A 16,547-nucleotide genomic window follows, 5' to 3' on the forward strand; every position below is an offset into this window, starting at 1 on the left:
GGGAATATAGTTCTGGCGAATGTACTTGTGGTGGGGTATGGAGTTCTTCGACCGCCTGGTCCGCTATGAGACCTACCTCTGGAACCACCTCGACGACAGGCTGAGGTCCGCCGGCGCCGTGTCGCTGGGCAACCTGATGGCCCTGCGCGTCGCGCGACGGCACGCCGGGTCGGGCCGCGTGCAGGAGCTGAGCGACGAGCTCGGCATCACGGTGGGCGCGGCCAGCAAGCTCGTCGACCGCCTCGAGCGGGACGGTCTGGCCGAGCGGAGCGCCAACCCGCACGACCGGCGCTCGTCGGTCGTCGCGCTGACCGCGGCCGGCGACGCCGCCCACGACGCCGGCGTCGCCGTGCTCGAGGCCGAGCTCGCCGCGCACCTGGCCGACGAGGACGTCGCCGCCGACGCCGCCCTGCTCGGACGACTCCTGGACCGCCTGACGGTGGTGGCCCCGTGAGCGCCACGATGCGTGCGGTCGTCGTCGACGGCCCGGGCGGTCCGGAGGTCCTGCGGGTGCGGGACCTCCCCGTGCCCAGGGCGGAGCCCGGACAGGTGCTCGTCCGGGTGCACGCCTTCGGGCTCAACCGCTCCGAGCTCCACTTCCGACGGGGCCAGGCATCCTCCGGCTCCTTCCCGCGCGTCCCTGGCATCGAAGCGGCCGGCGTGGTCGAGGACGCCCCGGGGGGCGAGCTGGCGCCGGGCACCCAGGTCGTCACGATGATGGGCGGGATGGGTCGCTCGTTCGACGGCGGCTACGCGCAGTACGTGCTCGTCCCGGCAGCCCAGGTGGTCCCGTTCACGAGCGACCTGCCGTGGCACGTGCTCGGCGCGCTCCCGGAGATGCTCCAGACCGCGCACGGCACGCTCTCGGTCGGGGTTCGACCCTCGTCGGGAGACACGCTGCTCGTCCGGGGCGGGACGTCGTCGGTGGGCCTGACCCTGGCCGTCCTCGGCAGGTTGCAGGGCCTCACCGTGCTGTCGACGACGCGGTCCGCCGCCCGACGCGGCCTGCTGGAGGGCGTCGGCGTGGACCACGCCCTCGTCGACGACGGGTCCGTGGCCGCCCAGGTGCGCGAGCTGTACCCCGACGGGGCCGACGGCGCGGTCGAGCTGGTCGGTGTCGACGTGCTGCGGGACACGCTCGCTTCGGTCCGCGCGGGCGGCACCGTCTGCTTCACCGGCATGCTCTCGGACCACTGGACGATCCCCGACTTCTACCCGATGGACTGGATCCCCAACGGCACGCGCCTGACCGCCTACTCCGGCGAGTCGGCCAACCTCCCCGCCCCCGTGCTCCAGGAGTTCCTGGACGCGGTCGCCGACGGCCGGGCACGGGTACCCGTCGGACGCGTGTACCGCCTCGACGAGATCGCCCAGGCTCACGCCGACATGGAGGCCGGGGCAGTCGGCGGCAAGGGCGTCGTGGTCCTGTGATCACCCCGGAGCTGTTCGCGGCACTCGCCCTGGCGCAGGCACGGCGCGACGAGCAGCCGGTTGACGCGACAGACATCACTCAGCCAGAATTGACTCAATGAACGTTGAGTGGCACGAGGAGATCGAGCGGCGCGCGACGCTGCACGCGGTGCTTGCCGACCCCGGCCGGCTCGCGGTCGTCGAGCTGCTGTCGCTCGGCGACCTCTCCCCCTCGGAGCTGTCCGCCGCGCTCGGGATGGCCTCGAACCTCGTCGCCCACCACGTCGGGGTCCTGGCCGAGCACGGGCTGGTCTCGCGGAGCAGGTCCGAGGGCGACCGGCGGCGGACGTACCTGCACCTCACCTCCGACGCGGCCGCCGTCCCGTCCGGCTGGATGCTGCCGCGCCCGGCGCGGGTGCTGTTCGTCTGCACGGCGAACTCCGCGCGCTCGCACCTCGCCGTGGCCCTGTGGCGGCGCAGCAGCCCGATCGCCGTGGCTTCCGCGGGCACCCACCCGGCGCGGGCCGTCGCACCCGGCGCGCTGGCTGTCGCAGCGCGCCGCCACCTCTCGCTCCGCGACGCGGTGCCCCAGCTCCTCGACGACGTCCGCCACGACGGCGACCTCGTCGTGACCGTCTGCGACAACGCGCACGAGGAGATCGGCGCCGTCGCGGACCTGCACTGGTCCATCCCTGACCCGGTGCCCGCCGGCGACGACGCCGCGTTCGACGCGGCGTTCGACGACCTCGCGCGCCGGGTCGACCACCTCGTCCCCCACCTGACTGGAGCACCGTGACCACCGACAAGCCCAGCGTCCTGTTCGTCTGCGTCCACAACGCCGGGCGGTCGCAGATGGCCGCCGGATTCCTCACCGCCCTGTCCGGCGGGGAGGTCGAGGTCCGCTCGGCGGGCTCGATGCCCGCGGACAAGGTCAACGTCGTCGCCGTCGAGGCGATGGCGGAGGTCGGCATCGACATCCGGGCCGAGCAGCCCAAGGTCCTGACCACCGAGGCGGTCCAGGCGTCCGACGTCGTCGTCACGATGGGATGCGGCGACGCGTGCCCGTACTTCCCGGGGAAGCGCTACGAGGACTGGGTGCTCGAGGACCCGGCGGGCCAGGGCATCGAGTCCGTCCGGCCCATCCGCGACGAGATCCGGGGCCGCATCCTCACGCTGCTCGACGAGCTCGGCGTGGCGCCCGTCCGCGCCTGACCGTCACCCGTCACGGCCGCCGGTCAGCCGGCGGGAGCGCTGGGAGACGCCGGGCCCGCCGTACGGGTAGTCGTCGACGACCGGGGCGCTGACGTCCGTCACGCGGCCCAGCTCGTCGTCGGACAGCTCGAGGTCGACGGCCCCGAGGTTGTCGACGAGCTGGTCGACCGTGCGGGCGCCGAGGATCACCGAGGTGACCGCCGGACGGCTGCCCAACCAGGCCAGCGCGACCTGCGACATCGGCACGCCGCGCCCGTCGGCGATCTCTCGGACGGTGTCGACGACCCGCCACGTGCGCTCCTGGGCGTTGCGTGCCTCCCAAGCCTCCATGCCCCGCGCGGGATTCTCCCCGAGGCGGGTCGCGCCCTGCGGCGGCACGTCGCGCTCGTACTTGCCGGACAGCCACCCGCCGCCCAGCGGCGACCACGGCAGCAGGCCGAGACCGGCGTCGAGCGCGGCGGGGACGACCTCGTGCTCGATGTCGCGGACCAGCAGGTTGTACTGCGGCTGGAGCGTGACGGGCGGCGCCCAACCGTGCGCGCGGGCCACGTGCACCGCCTTGGTCAGCTGCCAGCCGAGGTAGTTGGAGAAGCCGTAGTGCGAGATCTTGCCCGCGGCGACGGCGTCGTCGAGGAACCGCAGCGTCTCGTCCACCGGGGTCAGCGCGTCCCAGGCATGCAGCTGGTAGAGGTCCACGTGCTCGACGCCGAGCCGGCGCAGGGAGGCGTCGAGCGCGTCGCGCAGGTGCCGGCGGGACAGCCCGAGGTCGTTGGGTCCGGCCCCGGTGGCGAACCGTCCCTTCGTCGCGACGACGAGCTGCCGGGCCTCGGTCGGGTGAGCCGCGAGCCACCGGCCGAGGATCTCCTCCGACGCGCCGGCCGAGTAGACGTCCGCCGTGTCGACGAACGTGCCGCCGTGCTCGACGAACGCGGTGAGGAGCTCGCCGGAGGTCGACTCGTCGGCCTCCGACCCGAACGTCATGGTGCCGAGGCAGTGCCTCGACACGACCGTCCCGCTGTTCCCGAGGGTGCCGTAGCGCATCGTCCGAGAACATCACGGGCCGTGCACCTGCGCCACCGCGCCGCCGTTCCTATGCTCGTCGTCATGGCGAGCTACACCTCCAACCCGACGGCCGTCGCCCACCTCCGGTCGTTGATCGACGCCCGCCAGTACGTGCTGGACAGCGACTGGGGCGAGGCGCAGCCCGACGCCGAGGCGCAGAACGCCTACCTCGAGAAGCACTCGTGGTCCGAGTACGCGGCATGGCACCTCGGCCTGACGGAGGGCGCGACAGACGAGACCAAGGCCCGGTACGCGTTCGTCGCGGGCGACTTCCGCCGGGTGCACCGCACCGCACTGATCGCGTGCGTGTACCGCGCGTCGCAGTGGCGCCACAAGGACGTCGAGCTCGCCGCCCACGACCTCCTGCAGCACCTCGACCGGATCAGCGGCTGACCCACCCGCCGGGTCGCGGCCGGGCGCGTGAGGACGCATGATCGACGACGAGCGCGCGGCGTACGCCGGCGCCACAGGCCTCGAGCAGGCGGGACCTCGGACGAGACCCAGTACGAGGTGTGCGCGATGAGCATCCCCCAGGTCCCCGGACCCGACCACCCCGACCACCCCGACCAGGGCACCGTGCCCGGCGACGTGCCCGAGCAGATCCCCGACCCGCCCGACCTTCCCGGCAACATCCCGGACGCGCCCGACCACCCGACGGACGACCCCGCGCCCGACGGCCCGCTGAACTCCGCCTGAGGCGGCGCTCGCGGGCCGCGGCGTGAGCATCCGGATCGGGACGTCGGGCTGGTCGTACGACCACTGGGAGGGTGTCCTGTACGAGCCGGGCCTCCCGGTGCGCGACCGCCTGGCGCGCTACGCGCAGGAGTTCGGCACGGTCGAGCTCAACGCCAGCTTCTACCGCTGGCCGAAGGACGCGACGTTCGCCGGCTGGCGGCGCCGGCTCCCGGCCGGGTTCGGGCTGTCGGTCAAGGCGCCGCGCGGGCTGACGCACGCCAAGCGCCTGTACGCACCCGAGGCCTGGTCGGACCGCATCGCGCGGTCGTGGCACGAGCTCGGCGACCGGCGCGAGGTCCTCCTGGTGCAGCTGCGCCCCGACCAGCAGCGCGACGACGCCCGCCTGGACTGGTTCCTGGGCTCGTTGCCGGGCTGGATCCGCGTGGCCGTCGAGCTGCGCCACCCGTCCTGGCAGACCGACGAGGTCTTCGGCCTGCTCGAACGGCACGGTGCCGCGTCCTGCGTGATGAGCGGCGCCCACCTCCCGTGCGTCCTGCGCGCGACCGCGCCGTTCGTCTACGTCCGCATGCACGGCCCCGACCACGACCACCTGTACGGCGGTTCCTACTCCGACGACGACCTCCGGTGGTGGGCGGACCGGATCCGCGAGTGGGCCGACGGCGGGCGCGACGTCCTCGTGTACTTCAACAACGACGGCGGCGGCAACGCCGTCCGCAACGCCCGCACCCTGCGATGGCTCCTCGGCGCATGAAGGAACGGTGGCGTACCGTCGCAAAAGCACGACCCGTCGCACGAGGAGGACCAGGAGACCATGGAGGACCGGACGCGGAGCGCGGCGATCGTCGAGCTCCAGGACGTGCTGCTCACGACCGCGACCGTCGACGACTTCCTCGAAGGCGTCGCCCAGGCGGCGGCCCTGCACGTCGGACCCGCGACCTCCGCGACCATCACGCTGCGCCGGGAAGGACGCGCGACCCTCGTCGCGGCGAGCGACCCGCGGGCGGCCGAGTGCGACGAGGTCGAGTACGCCGCCGACGACGGCCCCTGCCTGAGCTCGATCGACCTCGGCCGGATCGTGCACGTGCCCGACCTGGCCACCGAGACCCGGTGGCCGCAGTGGCGAGCGGTGACGCTGCGGAAGGGCTATGCGTCGGCGGCGGCCCTCCCCCGAGACGTGCGACCCGGTGCGCACATCGCCCTGAACCTCTACGCCGACGCGCCGCACGCCTGGAACGACGCCGCGATCGCCGTCGCCGACATCTACGCGGACGAGGTCGCCCGCGCCGTCACACTCAGCCTGCGCAGCGCCGACCAGGCCGAGCTGAACGCGGACCTGCGAGCCGCCCTGGCATCACGGGCCGTGATCGACCAGGCGATCGGCGTCGTGATGGCCGAGAACCGTTGCACGCCGGCCGAGGCGATGGCGATCCTGCGCAGCGCGTCGGGACATCGCAAGGTCAAGCTCCGTGACGTCGCCGCCGCGATCGTCGAGAGGGTCGCCGGGAGCGAACCGAGCGAGGCGGACAGCTTCCAGCAGCGGGCCTAGTGCCGGCGTCCGTTCGAGTGGCAGACGCCCGGCCGGTGGCCTAACGTCCGATCTGCTGGGTCGACTCGTCGATCCGCCTTCCGCGGTCCGGGGCAGGAAACGTCGCCGGACGTGAATCTGGTGTGCCACAGGTGCGTGCCGTCGAGCGAAGTCCGGAAGGTATATGGAACGCGGCCGACCGTGTCGCGCGCTCCCCCAGCATTCCCCGCCCTTTCCGAGTGCGGACGCACCCCCGTGCGGCGCACCGTCGGCCCCCGCCGCGGTGCCTGACCGCCCGTGCGCTCCGCCGTCGAAGCGACCACGAGGAGATCCAGTGGACCAGAACGAGGAACCACCCGCCGGGACGACCCCGCCGCTCACCCCGACCGGCCGGTTCACCATCCAGCCCGGGACCGACCGCTGGGTCTGGTCCGACGGCCTGTTCGCGCTGCACGGGATCGAGCCGGGCGCCGTCGTGCCCACGGCGGCCCTCTTCCTGCGGCACGTTCACCCGGACGACCGGGCGAAGGTGACCCTCGTGGTCGGTGCCGGGCACGTCGAGCCGGCCGGGTGCGAGTACCGGCTCGTCGACCTGGCGGGCAGGGACCTCATCGTGACCCTGGCCGTCGACGCTCAGCCGGACGGCACCGTGGTGGGCCTGCTCGTCGACGTCACGACGCCCCGGAGCCGGGCGGTGGCCGAGGCGGTGAACGCGCAGCTCGCGCTCGCGCTGGAGTCCCGCTCCGTCATCGACCAGGCCAAGGGGGTCGTGATGTCGACCTGCGGCGTCGACGGCGAGACCGCGTTCACGTGCCTCGCCCTGATCTCGCAGCACAGCAACGTGCGGGTGCGCGTGCTGGCCGAGGAGATCCGGTCCGCGGCCGCCGCCGAGGGTGGTCTCGGTGGGACCCTGCTCGCCCAGATCGAGGGAACCGTCGCCGTGCTCGCCTCGCGGAACGGTGCCCGGGCGGCACGGGACGCCGAGCCGACGCACGCCTGAGCGGACCGGCGGTCACGGCGCCCCGTCGGCCGCCGGCTCCGGCGAGCGGGAGCTCGGCCCGGGGGGCAGGCCGCGCGTCCGGCGCAGCCGGCGGCTCGTCGGAACGCGGTCACAGCCAGGTTCGCCCCCTCAGTCGGTGGGTGCTGCGCTGCGCAGCCGGTCCAGCAGCGGTCCGGCGGCCGTCGCCAGGAACTCGTCCTGGCCCTCGTCGCCGACCTGCACGATGGCGACGTCGGTGAAGCCGGCCTGCCAGTACGCCGAGACGGACTCGACGATCGCGTCCAGATCCGGTCCGCAGGCGATCTGCTCGGCGACGTCGGCCGGCCGCACGAACTGGCTCGCCGCGTCGAACGCCTCCGTCGTCGGCAGGTCGGCGTTCACCTTCCAGCCGCCCGCGAACCAGCGGAACTGCTCGTGCGCACGGGCGACAGCGCGGTCCCGGTCGGCGTCCCAGCACACCGGGACCTGGCCGATCTTGCGCGACGCGGGAGCGCCGTCGGGGCGGGCGTCGTCCCAGGCGCGGATCGCTCCGCCGTCCGGCTCGACCGCCACGAGGTGGTCCACGAGCGCCGCGAACCGTGCGATCGAGTCCGGTCCGGAGACGGCAGCACCGATCTCGACGGGATCGTCGGGGAGGTCCCAGATCTTCGCCGAGTCCACCTGGAAGAACTCGCCCGCATAGTTCACGCGCTCACCGGTCAGGAGAGCCCGGATGATCTCGACGGCCTCCTCGAGCAGATCGTGCCGCTCCCCGACCGCCGGCCAGCGCTCGCCGACCACGTGCTCGTTGAGGTTCTCTCCCGCACCGACGTTGAGCTGGAACCGACCGTCGGAGAGCACCCCGAGCGTCGCTGCCTTCTGCGCGACGACGGCTGGGTGGTACCGCAGGGTCGGGCAGGTCACGTAGGTCATCAGCTCGACCGACCGGGTCGCCTGGGCGACCGCGCCCAGCAGTGACCAGGCGTAGGGAGCATGACCCTGCGCATCGAGCCAGGGGAAGTAGTGGTCGCTGGCCACCTCGAAGTCGAACCCGAGGCGCTCGGCGGCGATGGAGTAGCGGACCAGGTCCTTCGGTCCGGACTGCTCGGTCATCAGCGTGTAGCCGAAACGTGTCATCGCTCGACGGTCGCACCCGGTCGCCCGCCACGCATCTGCAGCGGTCGCGGCGTGCACTGCCCGGGCGCATGATCGTCGGAACGGCGCACGGCCGATCCGGCCGCCGCCGTACGGGCTCCAGCAGCGTGGTCCCCCACACCCTCACCTGGGGAGCGACACCATGAGCCAGACGACACCCGACCCGATCGCGGGAAGCAACGACCCGTTCCGCTCGGACGACGAGGAGCGAGAGCGGAGCGAGCAGAACCTGCCCGACGACGACCCCGTCGGCATCGGGTTCCCGATCCTCGGCGACCTCGACCAGGACCGGGCCGACATCGACGAGCCCGGCGACCGCGCGTAGCCCCGCACGTCCCCACCGCGACGGCTCACGGCCCGGACACCGCCGCGCGGCCGGCCTCCAGACGGGCGATCGGGACGCGGAACGGCGAGCACGACACGTAGTCGAGCCCGACCTCGTGGAAGAAGTGGATCGACTCCGGGTCTCCCCCGTGCTCGCCACAGACGCCCAGGTGCAGGTCCGGCTTGGTCGCCCGTCCGCCCTCGACGCCGGCCCGCACCAGTTGGCCGACGCCGTCGGCGTCGAGGGTCTCGAACGGGGAGATCGTCAGCACGCCGTTCTGCAGGTAGTCCGCGAAGAACGCGCGCTCGACGTCGTCGCGGGAGAACCCCCAGGTAGTCTGCGTCAGGTCGTTGGTGCCGAACGAGAAGAAGTCCGCCTCCTCGGCGATCCGGTGCGCCGTCAGGGCCGCGCGCGGGAGCTCGATCATGCAGCCGATCGGGATGTCGAGCGGGACGCCCGTCTCGGCAGAGACCTCCGCGAGCACGCGTTCGGCCTCCTCGCGCACCAGCTGCAGCTCCCGGACCGAGCCGACGAGCGGCACCATGATCTCGGGCCTCGGGTCCCGGCCGTCCTGTCGCAGGGACACGGTGGCCTCCGCGATCGCCCGCACCTGCAGCGCGAACAGGCCCGGCAGGGTCAGGCCGAGCCGGACCCCGCGCAGCCCGAGCATCGGGTTCTGCTCGTGCATCCGGCGGACCGCGGCCAGCACGGTCGCGTCGTGTGCGTCCCCCTCGCCCGTGGCCACGCGGACGGCCAGCTCGGTGAGGTCCGGCAGGAACTCGTGCAGCGGCGGGTCGATGAGCCGGATCGTCGTCGGCAGGCCGTCCATCGCCTCCAGCAGCCCGACGAAGTCCGCGCGCTGGAGCGGGAGCAGGTCGGCCAGCGCGGCGGGTGCGTCGCCGGCGTCGGCCAGCACGAGCCGCTCGATGTACACCCGGCGGTCGCCGAGGAACTGGTGCTCGGTCCGGCACAGACCGATCCCCTGGGCTCCCCGGTCGCGAGCGCGCCGCGCGTCCTGTGCGGTGTCGGCGTTGGCGCGCACCTGCATCCGGCGCACGGAGTCGGCGTGCCGCAGCACCCGGTCGACGGCGGTCACCAACGCCTTCGCCTCCGGGTCGCGGGCGGCCTCCAGCCCGGCGTCGAGCCCGTCGGACACGTAGACCATGACCGGGGAGTCCACGACCGGGACCGCCCCGAGGAAGACCTCGCCCGTCGACCCGTCGACCGCGATCAGGTCCCCGGCGGTCAGCACGACGTCCCCGAAGCGGACCTTGTCCCCCTCGATCTCCATCCCCTCGGCGCCGACGACCGCACAGGTGCCCATGCCGCGAGCGACCACGGCCGCGTGCGACGTCTTGCCGCCGCGGGCCGTCAGGATGCCGTCGGCGGCGATCATGCCCTGCAGGTCGTCGGGATTGGTCTCCTTGCGCACGAGGATGACGTGCGCCCCCTGCGACGAGCGCGCCAGCGCCTGCGCGTTGTCCAGGACGATCTCGCCGACCGCGGCCCCCGGCGACGCGGGCATCGCCCTGGTCAGCAGCCGTCGGGCCGCCGAGGCGTCGAACTGCGGGAACAGCAGCTGGCTGAGCTTGTCGCCCGTGCAGCGCGTGATCGCCTCGTCCATCGTGATCAGGCTCTCGTCGACGAGCTCCGTGGCGATCCGGAAGGCCGCGGCCGCCGTCCGCTTGCCCACGCGCGTCTGCAGCAGCCAGAGCTTGCCGCGCTCGATGGTGAACTCGATGTCGCACAGGTCGCGGTAGTGGGTCTCCAGCCGGCGCATCGCGGTGCGCAGCGCCTCGTACGACGTCGGGTCGAGCAGCTCCAGCTCGGCCAGCGGGAGCGTGTTCCGGATGCCGGCGACGACGTCCTCTCCCTGCGCGTTCGGGAGGTAGTCGCCGTAGACGCCCGAGGCCCCGGTGGACGGGTCCCGCGTGAAGCAGACGCCCGTCCCCGAGGTCTCTCCGAGGTTGCCGAACACCATGCTCACGACGTTCACGGCCGTGCCCAGGTCGTTCGGGATGCGCTCGCGACGCCGGTACAGCCGGGCGCGGTCCGTGTTCCACGAGTCGAGGACCGCCTCGATCGCCATGTCGAGCTGCTCGCGCGGGTGCTGCGGGAACTCGCGGCCCGTCTGCTCGACCACGATCTCCTTGAACGTCTGCACGAGGATCCGCAGGTCCTGGGCCGACAGGTCGACGTCCGTGCGCGCACCGACCGCCGTCTTGCGCTCCTCGAGCGCAGCCTCGAACGCCGCGCCGTCGACGCCGAGCACCGTCTTGCCGAACATCTGGACGAGCCGCCGGTAGGAGTCCCAGGCGAACCGCTCGTCGCCGGAGAACTCGGTGAGGCCCTTCACGGACGCGTCGTTGAGCCCGATGTTCAGGACCGTGTCCATCATCCCGGGCATCGAGAACTTGGCGCCCGACCGCACGGAGACGAGCAGGGGTTCGTGGAAGTCGCCCAGCCGGCGTTCCAGCGTGTCCTCGATCTCCCGGACGGCGAGGGTCACCTCAACCCGCAGCTCGGGCGGTACGTGACCGTCGCGCATGTACGCCCGGCACGCCTCGGTGGTGATGGTGAAGCCCGGCGGCACGGGAAGGTCGAGATTCGTCATCTCGGCGAGGTTGGCCCCCTTGCCGCCGAGCAGGTCCTTCTGGTCCTTGTCTCCGTCGCAGAACCTCGACACGTACCTGGCCATCTGGGGCTCCCGTCCTCAGGCGGCCGCGGGGTGTGCAGCCGTTCCTTCAGACTTCAGGCCCGGTCCCGACGACTTCTACGGGTTGCTCCGGCCAAGAAGCACCATTCTTGCTGGCTCCGTCAAGAATCGGCCGCTTGCTGCGGGGCGTGCCGGTCGAGGAACCCGTACACCTCGCGCGCGTCCACCCCCGGGAACGACCCCGTGGGCAGCGCGGTGAAGACGTGCTGGTGGACCCGGGCGCTCGGCCACGACGCGTCCTGCCAGCGCGCGGTCGCGGACGCCCGCGGCCGGCGGCAGCACGCCTCGTCGGGACACGTCGACTGGTGCCGGACCGCCGTGTCCCGCCCGCGGAACCAGGTCGCCGACGAGAACGGCACGCCGAGCGCGATCGCCAGCTGCCCCTCGGTGCCCGACCCCGTCTGCGTCGAGCACCAGAACGTGCCGGCGGGGGTGTCGGTGTACTGGTACGACTCGGACGAACGGTCGCGCCGGGTGAGCGCGCGGCGCACGCCCCAGCTCCGGCAGACGAGCTGACCCTCGATCGATCCCGTCACATCGGTCGGCAGCGGCAGGCCGTCGTTCGCGTAGGCGCGGTAGATCGCCCCGTCCCCGCCGATGCGCAGGAAGTGCACCGGGATCCCGAGGTGGTGCGTCGCCAGGCACGTGAACCGCTGGGCGGCGGCCTCGTGGGTCACGCCGAACGCGTCGCGCAGGTCCTCGATCGCCAGGTCCTTGTCCTTCTTGGCCTGCTGCAGGTGCTCGACGGCGGCCTTCTCCGGCATGAGGCAGCACGACGCGAAGTAGGTGATCTCCATCCGCTGGCGCAGGAAGTCCTCGTACGACGTCGGCCGCTCGTGGCCGAGCACGCGGTGCGCGATCGCCTGCAGCGCGAGCGAGCGCAGGCCGTGCCCGCCCGGGATCGAGGCGGGCGGCAGGTAGATCCGGCCGTGCGCGAGGTCGGTGACCGTGCGGGTCGAGGACGGCAGGTCGTCGACGTGCACGATCGCGAACCCGAGCTGCTCGGCCATCCGGGACACCGCCCGGTGCGTGAGGGCGCCGCCCGTGTAGCCGGCCGCGCGCGCCATCTGCTCGGCCACCTTCTCGATCTCCGGCAGGTAGCTGTCCCGTGCCTGCCGTTCGAGCCGGATCTGGGTGTTCGCGCGACGGGCCTCCTCGGGCGTCGCGACGGCCTCGAGGTCCCGGCGCGCGAGCTCGGAGTGCAGCCCGACGAGCTGCTCGAGGACCGGCAGCGGCAGGGTCCGGCTCGGTCGCACGGCCGGCAGCGCGAGCCGCTCGAAGCCCGCCGACCGCTGGGCGCGGTCCAGGGCGATCTCGAGCCCGGCCCGCCGCGACGGCGGCTCGGCGTCCAGCAGGTCGGAGACGCTCACGTCGAGCGCCTCGGCGATGCTGCGCAACAGCGCGAGGCGAGGCTCCCGGCGACCGTTCTCGATGAGCGAGAGCAGGCTCGGCGTGACGCCGACCTGCCGTCCGAGGGCGTCGAGCGTCAGGCCGCGCGACGTGCGCAGGTGCCGGACCCGCCGGCCGATGGTGAGCGCGTCGGGCTCGCGGTCCCGCACCTGTTCGGACATCGCCGTTGCCTCCCCGTCAAGAAGAGTGATTCTTGCACGGTGACGTCTCCGCGGCCATCGCCCTCGCGAAGGTCTGATTAGGGTAGCCACACTGAGGATAGGCAATCCTCACTTCCTGCCGTATGTTCTGACGCATCGTCATCTCGCGGTCGCCCGACCGCCTGCACATCGGAGCTCCGCCATGACTGCCGACACGGTCGCGCCCACCCTGCTGTCCTCGCTGCTGCGCGAGGGCACCCGTGCCGAGCACGAGCGGGCGGAGTCGTCGCGCTTCATCTCGAGGCTCATGGCCGGCGAGCTCGACGTGGCTGCGTACGCGGACCTGGCGGCGCAGCAGCTCGTCGTCTACCGGGCGCTGGAGCGGGCCACGGACGCGGTGCGCGACGACGAGCGGGGCGCCACCCTCGTCTTCGACGAGCTGGCGCGGACCGCGTCGATCGAGAGCGACCTCGCGCACCTCGTCGGCCCCGACTGGGCATCCCGGATCACGGTCCACCCCGCCACGCAGGTCTACGCCGACCGGCTCGACGAGCTCGGGACCGACGTCGCCACCTACGCCGCACATGCCTACACGCGCTACCTCGGCGACCTGTCCGGCGGTCAGATCGTCAAGCGGATGCTGGAGCGGCACTACGGGCTCGGTCCTGAGGTGCTCGCGTTCTACACGTTCGTCGAGATCCCGAAGGCGAAGCCGTTCAAGGACGTCTACCGCGAGCGGTTGGACGGCCTCGGGCTCGACGGTGCGCAGTCCGCACGCGCGGTGGCCGAGGCGCAGCTCGCGTTCCAGCTGAACGGCGCGATGTTCGCCGACCTCGGCGCGATCCACTGCCGCTGACTTCTGTGAGACGCCCTCTTCGCCTCGCCACTCTGGCGTTCGCCGCACTCGCGCTCGCCGCCTGCGCCCCGATCGAGGCCGCGCCGACGCCCACCACGACTGCGTCGCCCCCGACGCAGACGACGTCCGCCGGCCCCAGCCCTGTCGCCGCCGCCTGCACACCGTCCGCTCCCGCGGCCACCGCGCTCGCCGACGGACCGCGCACGGCGACGATCCCCGACGACGGCATCCACCCGGTGGCCGAGGACCCCCGGCCCACCCTGCCGGTGACCGTGCCGACCGCCGACGGCGCCGAGGTCACCGTGTCGTCGGCGGACCGCATCGTCGCGGTCGACCTCTACGGCACGCTCGGCGAGATCGTGTACTCGCTGGGCCTCGGCGGCAACGTCGTCGGGCGCGACGTCTCGACCGGGTTCCCGGAGGCCGCGGCGGTGCCGGTCGTGACGCAGGCCGGCCACAGCCTGAACGTCGAGGCGATCCTCGGGCTGGACCCGACCGTGATCCTCACCGACGACTCGATCCTGACCGACGCCACGCGCACGCAGCTGGCGCAGTCCGGCGTCCCGGTCGTCACCTTCGCCCCGGAGCGCACGCTCGCCTCCGTCGGGCCGCGCATCACGGCCGTCGCGCACGCCCTCGGCGTCGACGTGGCCGGCGCCGCCCTGGCCGAGCGCACCGATGACGAGATCTGCTCCGCACGCGAGGCCGTCCCCGCGCAGACCGGCTCCCCCGTCGTCGCGTTCCTGTACCTGCGCGGGTCCGCGCTCAAGCTGCTGTTCGGTCCGGGCTCGGGCGCGGACCAGCTGATCACCGCCGTCGGCGGGGTCGACGCCGGCACGGCGATCGGCCTGGACGCCGAGTACCGGCCGGTCACGAACGAGGCCCTGATCACGGCCGCGCCCGCGGTGTACCTCGTGATGACCGACGGGCTCGAGTCGGCCGGCGGGCTCGACGCGATGCTCGGGGTCCCGGGTGTCGGCCAGACCCCGGCCGGCGAGGCCCGGCGGGTGATCGACATGGACGGCTCGGAGCTGCTCGCGTTCGGCCCGCGCACGGGCGCGACGATCCGCGCGCTGACGCAGGCCCTGTACGGATGACCGCCACGCTGCCGCGGTGGGAGGCCACCGTCACCCCGGTGCCGACGAGGAGTCGGCGGACCGCGGGCGTCGTCACGATCCTGCTGGTCCTGCTCCTCGTCCTGACCGTCGCGTCGGGGATGCTCGGCCAGGTGCCGGTCACGCCCGCGGAGGTGCTCGGCTCGCTCGCGCACCACCTCGGCCTCGAGCTCGGCCCGATGCCCGCGCACCCGCAGGGCGAGAACGCGCTGTGGGTGGTCCGGTTCCCGCGCGTGATGCTGGCGATCGTCGTCGGCGCCGCCCTCGCCTGTGCGGGCGCGCTCATGCAGGGCACGTTCGGCAACCCGCTGGCCGATCCCGGGGTCATCGGCGTCTCGGCCGGCGCCGCCGTCGGCGCGGCGGGCGTCATCGTCGTCGCCGGGTCGTTGGTGCCCGCGTCCTGGATCGCCGCCGCCGCGTTCGTCGGCGGGCTCGTCGCGACCGCCCTGGTCTACGCGTTCGCGCGGTCGAACGGGCGCACCGAGGTGGTCACCCTGATCCTCACCGGCATCGCCGTCAACGCGTTCGCGGGCGGCATCCTGGCGTTCTTCCTGTTCATCGCGAACACCGCCGCGCGCGAGCAGATCGTCTTCTGGCAGCTGGGGTCCCTCAGCGGGGCGACCTGGAACGCCGTCGCGATCGCCGGCTTGCTGGCCGCCGTCGGCATCGGGATCGCGTGGTTCCTGGCCGGGCGCCTGGACCTGCTCGCGCTGGGCGACCGGGCCGCGCGCCACCTCGGGGTCGACGTCGAGCGGCTGCGCCAGGTCCTGATCGTCGTGATCGCGGTGCTGGTCTCGGCGGGGGTCGCGTTCGCGGGCATCATCGCGTTCGTCGGCCTGATCGTCCCGCACCTGGTCCGGATGCTGCTCGGCCCCGGCCACCGCGTGCTCGTTCCTGCATCCGCACTGGCGGGTGCCGTGATCCTGCTCGCCGCGGACCTGGTCGCCCGGACCGCCGTCGACAACGTCGACCTGCCGCTCGGCATGCTCACGGCGCTCGTCGGCGGACCGTTCTTCCTCTGGCTCCTCGTGCGCACCCGCAAGCGCCAGGGAGGCTGGGCGTGAGGCCCGTGCAGGTCCTCCGTCCGGACGGCACCGGCGTCGTCGCGCGCGTCGAGGACGCCACGGTCCGTCTCGGCGGAGCGCAGATCCTCGTCGAGGCCTCGCTCGAGGTCCGCGCGGGGCAGGTGCACGCCCTGGTCGGGCCGAACGGCGCCGGCAAGTCGACCCTGCTCGGCGTGCTCGCCGGCGACGTGCGCCTCGCCGCCGGGCGCGCATCGATCCACGGCGTCGACGTCTCCACGTGGCACCCGCGCGAGCTGGCCAGGGCGCGGGCCGCCCTCCTGCAGCAGACGGCCGTCTCGTTCCCGTTCACGGTCGAGGACGTGGTCCGGATGGGGCGCGCGCCGTGGGCGGGGACGCCGGCCGAGGACGACGACGACCGCGCCGTGGCGGCCGCCCTGGCCGACACCGACGTCGCGCACCTGCGCGCCCGGACGTTCCCCACGCTGTCCGGCGGCGAGCGGGCGCGCGCCGCTCTCGCGCGTGCGCTGGCGCAGGACGCGCCGCTGCTCCTGCTCGACGAGCCGACGGCCGCGCTCGACCTCGGCCACCAGGAGAGCGTGCTCCGCATCGCGCAGGAGCAGGCGCGCCGTGGCCGCGCGGTCGTCGTCGTGCTGCACGACCTGGGCCTCGCGGCGGCGCACGCGGACCGCGTCACGATCCTCGCCCGCGGGCGGGTGGTGGCCGCCGGAGACCCCCGGTCCGTCCTCACCGCCGACCGCCTCAGCGCCGTCTACGGCCACCCCGTCGAGGTGCTCGAGCACCCTCGCGACGGCTCGCTCATCGTGCTCCCACTTCGAGGCTGACCTGCATATTTAGGGTTACCTTGCTTTGGTTAGCCTATCCATACTAGGGTCCGATTCGCCGGGGACCAGAGGTGGTCCC

General features: G+C 73.1%; 18 protein-coding genes. 14 read left to right on the top strand and 4 right to left on the bottom strand.

Annotated features, from left to right (window positions below):
* Positions 1-19 precede the first annotated feature (19 nt).
* The 4 genes from AC1DZC_RS06505 to AC1DZC_RS06520 all read left to right on the top strand — a co-directional run bounded on the left by AC1DZC_RS06505 (position 20) and on the right by AC1DZC_RS06520 (position 2,622).
* Entirely contained in the window at positions 20-454 is a 435-nt protein-coding gene (locus AC1DZC_RS06505; protein ID WP_477042646.1) for a MarR family winged helix-turn-helix transcriptional regulator, read from the top strand.
* Positions 451-1,431 carry an alcohol dehydrogenase catalytic domain-containing protein gene (locus tag AC1DZC_RS06510; RefSeq protein WP_477042647.1) on the top strand — a complete coding sequence of 327 codons (981 nt, stop codon included), beginning with the start codon at positions 451-453 and terminating at the stop codon, positions 1,429-1,431. The genes AC1DZC_RS06505 and AC1DZC_RS06510 overlap by 4 nt, the downstream gene beginning before the upstream one ends.
* Before the next feature lie 97 nt (positions 1,432-1,528).
* Positions 1,529-2,206 carry an arsenate reductase/protein-tyrosine-phosphatase family protein gene (locus tag AC1DZC_RS06515; RefSeq protein WP_477042648.1) on the top strand — a complete coding sequence of 226 codons (678 nt, stop codon included), beginning with the start codon at positions 1,529-1,531 and terminating at the stop codon, positions 2,204-2,206.
* Positions 2,203-2,622, top strand: coding sequence for an arsenate reductase ArsC (locus AC1DZC_RS06520; RefSeq protein ID WP_477042649.1), 420 nt, complete (start codon positions 2,203-2,205; stop codon positions 2,620-2,622). Before AC1DZC_RS06515 ends, AC1DZC_RS06520 begins: the two co-directional genes overlap by 4 nt.
* Before the next feature lie 3 nt (positions 2,623-2,625).
* Here AC1DZC_RS06520 and AC1DZC_RS06525 read toward each other — a convergent pair whose 3' ends face one another.
* Positions 2,626-3,663, bottom strand: coding sequence for an aldo/keto reductase (locus tag AC1DZC_RS06525; protein WP_477042650.1), 1,038 nt, complete (start codon positions 3,661-3,663; stop codon positions 2,626-2,628).
* Between the two features lie 63 nt (positions 3,664-3,726).
* Here AC1DZC_RS06525 and AC1DZC_RS06530 point away from each other — a divergent pair, with 63 nt between their 5' ends.
* The 5 genes from AC1DZC_RS06530 to AC1DZC_RS06550 all read left to right on the top strand — a co-directional run bounded on the left by AC1DZC_RS06530 (position 3,727) and on the right by AC1DZC_RS06550 (position 6,905).
* Positions 3,727-4,077 (top strand): hypothetical protein, encoded by a 351-nt coding sequence (locus AC1DZC_RS06530; protein ID WP_477042651.1) that lies wholly within the window; start codon positions 3,727-3,729, stop codon positions 4,075-4,077.
* 126 nt (positions 4,078-4,203) lie between these two features.
* The gene (locus tag AC1DZC_RS06535) at positions 4,204-4,380 is read left to right on the top strand and encodes a hypothetical protein (protein ID WP_477042652.1); all 177 of its coding nucleotides are present in this window, start codon (positions 4,204-4,206) and stop codon (positions 4,378-4,380) included.
* A 22-nt stretch (positions 4,381-4,402) separates the two neighbouring features.
* On the top strand, positions 4,403-5,131 hold the full coding sequence (locus tag AC1DZC_RS06540) for a DUF72 domain-containing protein (protein ID WP_477042653.1): 729 nt from the start codon (positions 4,403-4,405) through the stop codon (positions 5,129-5,131).
* Between the two features lie 60 nt (positions 5,132-5,191).
* Entirely contained in the window at positions 5,192-5,926 is a 735-nt protein-coding gene (locus tag AC1DZC_RS06545; RefSeq protein ID WP_477042654.1) for a GAF and ANTAR domain-containing protein, read from the top strand.
* 313 nt (positions 5,927-6,239) lie between these two features.
* On the top strand, positions 6,240-6,905 hold the full coding sequence (locus tag AC1DZC_RS06550; protein ID WP_477042655.1) for an ANTAR domain-containing protein: 666 nt from the start codon (positions 6,240-6,242) through the stop codon (positions 6,903-6,905).
* Positions 6,906-7,034: 129 nt separating this feature from the next.
* Here AC1DZC_RS06550 and AC1DZC_RS06555 read toward each other — a convergent pair whose 3' ends face one another.
* A complete protein-coding gene (locus tag AC1DZC_RS06555) occupies positions 7,035-8,021 on the bottom strand; it encodes a TIGR03557 family F420-dependent LLM class oxidoreductase (RefSeq protein WP_477042656.1) in 987 nt (328 codons plus the stop codon).
* Between the two features lie 160 nt (positions 8,022-8,181).
* Between AC1DZC_RS06555 and AC1DZC_RS06560 the strand changes: the two genes are divergently transcribed.
* Entirely contained in the window at positions 8,182-8,364 is a 183-nt protein-coding gene (locus AC1DZC_RS06560) for a hypothetical protein (protein ID WP_477042657.1), read from the top strand.
* Between the two features lie 25 nt (positions 8,365-8,389).
* On the opposite strand, the gene ppdK is transcribed toward AC1DZC_RS06560, so the two are convergent.
* Together ppdK and AC1DZC_RS06570 are read right to left on the bottom strand one after the other, a co-directional pair.
* The gene (gene ppdK / locus AC1DZC_RS06565) at positions 8,390-11,062 is read right to left on the bottom strand and encodes a pyruvate, phosphate dikinase (RefSeq protein ID WP_477042658.1); all 2,673 of its coding nucleotides are present in this window, start codon (positions 11,060-11,062) and stop codon (positions 8,390-8,392) included.
* A gap of 119 nt (positions 11,063-11,181) precedes the next feature.
* Positions 11,182-12,651 (bottom strand): helix-turn-helix domain-containing protein, encoded by a 1,470-nt coding sequence (locus AC1DZC_RS06570; RefSeq protein ID WP_477042659.1) that lies wholly within the window; start codon positions 12,649-12,651, stop codon positions 11,182-11,184.
* A gap of 181 nt (positions 12,652-12,832) precedes the next feature.
* On the opposite strand from AC1DZC_RS06570, the gene AC1DZC_RS06575 reads away from it, so the two are divergent.
* From AC1DZC_RS06575 to AC1DZC_RS06590, 4 genes are read left to right on the top strand one after another with little or no spacing between them, the layout of a single operon-like run.
* Positions 12,833-13,486: a biliverdin-producing heme oxygenase gene (locus tag AC1DZC_RS06575; protein ID WP_477042660.1), complete on the top strand. Its 654-nt coding sequence runs from the start codon at positions 12,833-12,835 to the stop codon at positions 13,484-13,486.
* A gap of 5 nt (positions 13,487-13,491) precedes the next feature.
* Positions 13,492-14,583 (top strand): heme/hemin ABC transporter substrate-binding protein, encoded by a 1,092-nt coding sequence (locus AC1DZC_RS06580; protein WP_477042661.1) that lies wholly within the window; start codon positions 13,492-13,494, stop codon positions 14,581-14,583.
* The gene (locus AC1DZC_RS06585; protein WP_477042662.1) at positions 14,580-15,665 is read left to right on the top strand and encodes a FecCD family ABC transporter permease; all 1,086 of its coding nucleotides are present in this window, start codon (positions 14,580-14,582) and stop codon (positions 15,663-15,665) included. Before AC1DZC_RS06580 ends, AC1DZC_RS06585 begins: the two co-directional genes overlap by 4 nt.
* Complete coding sequence (locus AC1DZC_RS06590; protein ID WP_477042663.1) at positions 15,662-16,468, top strand: heme ABC transporter ATP-binding protein; 807 nt, start codon at positions 15,662-15,664, stop codon at positions 16,466-16,468. Before AC1DZC_RS06585 ends, AC1DZC_RS06590 begins: the two co-directional genes overlap by 4 nt.
* The last annotated feature ends 79 nt before the right edge of the window (positions 16,469-16,547 follow it).

It is taken from the genome of Cellulomonas sp. P2_B4 (assembly GCF_056404795.1).

What these genes read in the sequence shown, in the direction of transcription:
- AC1DZC_RS06525 (WP_477042650.1), bottom strand. Translation starts at nt 3,663, where the DNA reads ATGCGCTACGGCACCCTCGGGAACAGCGGGACGGTCGTGTCGAGGCAC.
- AC1DZC_RS06575 (WP_477042660.1), top strand. Translation starts at nt 12,833, where the DNA reads ATGACTGCCGACACGGTCGCGCCCACCCTGCTGTCCTCGCTGCTGCGC.
- AC1DZC_RS06505 (WP_477042646.1), top strand. Translation starts at nt 20, where the DNA reads ATGTACTTGTGGTGGGGTATGGAGTTCTTCGACCGCCTGGTCCGCTAT.
- AC1DZC_RS06515 (WP_477042648.1), top strand. Translation starts at nt 1,529, where the DNA reads ATGAACGTTGAGTGGCACGAGGAGATCGAGCGGCGCGCGACGCTGCAC.
- AC1DZC_RS06570 (WP_477042659.1), bottom strand. Translation starts at nt 12,651, where the DNA reads ATGTCCGAACAGGTGCGGGACCGCGAGCCCGACGCGCTCACCATCGGC.
- AC1DZC_RS06555 (WP_477042656.1), bottom strand. Translation starts at nt 8,021, where the DNA reads ATGACACGTTTCGGCTACACGCTGATGACCGAGCAGTCCGGACCGAAG.
- AC1DZC_RS06560 (WP_477042657.1), top strand. Translation starts at nt 8,182, where the DNA reads ATGAGCCAGACGACACCCGACCCGATCGCGGGAAGCAACGACCCGTTC.
- AC1DZC_RS06535 (WP_477042652.1), top strand. Translation starts at nt 4,204, where the DNA reads ATGAGCATCCCCCAGGTCCCCGGACCCGACCACCCCGACCACCCCGAC.
- AC1DZC_RS06545 (WP_477042654.1), top strand. Translation starts at nt 5,192, where the DNA reads ATGGAGGACCGGACGCGGAGCGCGGCGATCGTCGAGCTCCAGGACGTG.
- ppdK (WP_477042658.1), bottom strand. Translation starts at nt 11,062, where the DNA reads ATGGCCAGGTACGTGTCGAGGTTCTGCGACGGAGACAAGGACCAGAAG.
- AC1DZC_RS06530 (WP_477042651.1), top strand. Translation starts at nt 3,727, where the DNA reads ATGGCGAGCTACACCTCCAACCCGACGGCCGTCGCCCACCTCCGGTCG.
- AC1DZC_RS06585 (WP_477042662.1), top strand. Translation starts at nt 14,580, where the DNA reads ATGACCGCCACGCTGCCGCGGTGGGAGGCCACCGTCACCCCGGTGCCG.